Below are 2137 nucleotides of genomic sequence, written 5' to 3'. Positions count from 1 at the left end.
TGGCAAGTAACCACCGTGATGTACCCGGACCCGGCGGTAATCAATGGCGTTTTTAAATACAGACTTAGCCATTTCTGACTCACCATGAGTCAGACGTCTTGAAGATCCTTCTTCAATAATCATCTTCATTCTTTTCCCTATATGAGTATTACCGAAAATAAAGCATAAAGAACATTCATTTTCAGAGTCATGCTAAGTACATGTCAGGGGACTTCTGATCGGACATAGAGAGCCATTGTGTTATTGGTGGTACTAATATCTGTACTAACTAAAGCGGCTCCCTGGGTAGCCAATTTTCATCATGGTTTTAAATCTTGTAACTGGAAGTTTGCGTCCCATGAACGTTTAGTTTCTATTTTGTCGGGCGGAATAATAGTATAGATAGTAACGCTATATTCTACATTTGGTACAAAGTGATAATCGACGGGGATGCATTCACCGGGTACAACTACCTTAATCGGAAAAGAGTGCTCGCGCTGGCTCCATATCTCGCGCATATAGCCATCCTCAAACCTTTTATTGATAACAATGCTCATTATTCTCGACTGATTATTAGCAGTGACCGACTCTTTTTTTACTTTAAAGCAGGGTTGCCCATCTGGTTTTAGTGAGGCTACAGTGCTTCTGAATGGCATTGGATGTAAAAAACAACCAGTCAATATAATACAGCTTAGAGCAAGAGTCACTTTTTTAATTTCCACAGCGCGCTCCTGTCAGTAGGGTCGTTTAAAAACTTTATCAGTATACTTTGATATTTGTTAACTAAATCTGGTCCAATAAGCCCGGTAAATAATTTATCATCGTTCCATTTTTCAAGGCCGAAATTTATAAGGATATAGTAGTCGGCAATGATCGATGCTTGCTGCTCCATAGCAAAGTCAGCGAGGGTGTAATAGGGGGGTAAAGAGTATTTATATTCAACCGCCCAGCTTATTAAGCCACGCGTTCTGACATTCATACCCATTTGATGCTGCCAGACATGTGCCATTTCATGGATAAACAACCATTGATCTTTTGATTTTCTCTTTGAGTAGTCATCCTGATAAAGTGACGTGGGATAGTACATCTCACCATTTGGCGTCATGGCAGTATCCTTATTTTGCATGCCAAATGGCAAGTAACCACCGTGATGTACCCGTACCCGGCGGTAATCAATGGCGTTTTTAAATACAGACTTAGCCATTTCTGACTCACCAGTCAGACGTCTTGAAGATCCTTCTTCGATAATCGTCATTTTTATTCTCCCTCGCTAAGCTTTCAGATTTTGCAGCTCAAACCTCGCTCTCCAGAAACGTTTGGTTTCCACCTGATTGGGTGGCACGATAGTGTAAATGGTGACGCTATATTTCTGATATGGCTCAAATCTATAGTCGACTGGAATGCATTGGCCGGGAACGACTATTTTGATTGGAAAATCGAGGTCGTCACTGCTCCATATCTCACGCATATAGCCATCTTCGGATTCTTTGTTGACAACAATACTTAGTATACGTGATTGATTATTAACGGTGACTGACTCCCTTGTTACTTTAAAACAGGGTTGTCCATCTTCCTTTAATGATACAATTGCAGCCCTGATGGGTAATGGATGAATAGGGCAGCCTGTCAATAGAAAACAGCACAGTATTAAAGGGAGGTTTTTCATTTGCACAGGGTTCTCCTGTCTTTGGGATCTTCAATGAAATATTTTAATGTATTCTCATACTTATTAAGTAAGTCCGGGCCGACAATGCCTTTAAAAAAGTTTTCTTTAAGCCATCTCTCCATGCCAAACTCAGTAAGGATAAAGTAATCCGCAATGATAGAGGCTTGTTGCTCCATAGGATAATCCGCTAAGGTGTAATAAGGTGGAAGCGAATATTTGTATTCTACCAGCCAGCTTATCAGGCCACGAGTTCTTACACTCATGCCCATTTGATGCTGCCAGACATGCGCCATCTCATGGATAAATAGCCATTGTTGTGCTGCTTCTGCTTTAGCGAAATCGTCATTATAAAGCAGTGTGGGATAGTACATCTCACCATTTGGCGTCATGGCAGTATCCTTATGCTGCAGGCCAAATGGCAAGTAACCACCGTGATGTACCCGGACCCGGCGGTAATCAATGGCGTTTTTAAATACAGACTTAGCCATTTCT

At 41.4% G+C, this 2137-nt stretch carries 4 protein-coding genes; all 4 read right to left on the bottom strand.

What is annotated here, in order from left to right; all coding sequences use genetic code 11:
- Positions 1-299 precede the first annotated feature (299 nt).
- Positions 300-701 carry a putative T6SS immunity periplasmic lipoprotein gene (locus tag NG42_RS21480; protein ID WP_052903048.1) on the bottom strand — a complete coding sequence of 134 codons (402 nt, stop codon included), beginning with the start codon at positions 699-701 and terminating at the stop codon, positions 300-302.
- Complete coding sequence (locus NG42_RS21475; protein ID WP_052903047.1) at positions 683-1234, bottom strand: hypothetical protein; 552 nt, start codon at positions 1232-1234, stop codon at positions 683-685. The genes NG42_RS21480 and NG42_RS21475 overlap by 19 nt, the downstream gene beginning before the upstream one ends.
- 15 nt (positions 1235-1249) lie before the next feature.
- Positions 1250-1645 (bottom strand): putative T6SS immunity periplasmic lipoprotein, encoded by a 396-nt coding sequence (locus NG42_RS21470; RefSeq protein WP_052903046.1) that lies wholly within the window; start codon positions 1643-1645, stop codon positions 1250-1252.
- Positions 1642-2137: hypothetical protein (locus tag NG42_RS22950; protein WP_052903044.1), on the bottom strand; the 496-nt coding region annotated here is incomplete at its 5' end. The genes NG42_RS22950 and NG42_RS21470, both read right to left, overlap by 4 nt.

The organism is Winslowiella iniecta (assembly GCF_001267535.1).
Classification (GTDB): Bacteria; Pseudomonadota; Gammaproteobacteria; order Enterobacterales; family Enterobacteriaceae; genus Erwinia; species Erwinia iniecta.
The sequence above is the reverse complement of the archived record's forward strand: the minus strand, read 5'-3'. Positions and strand labels throughout refer to the sequence as shown.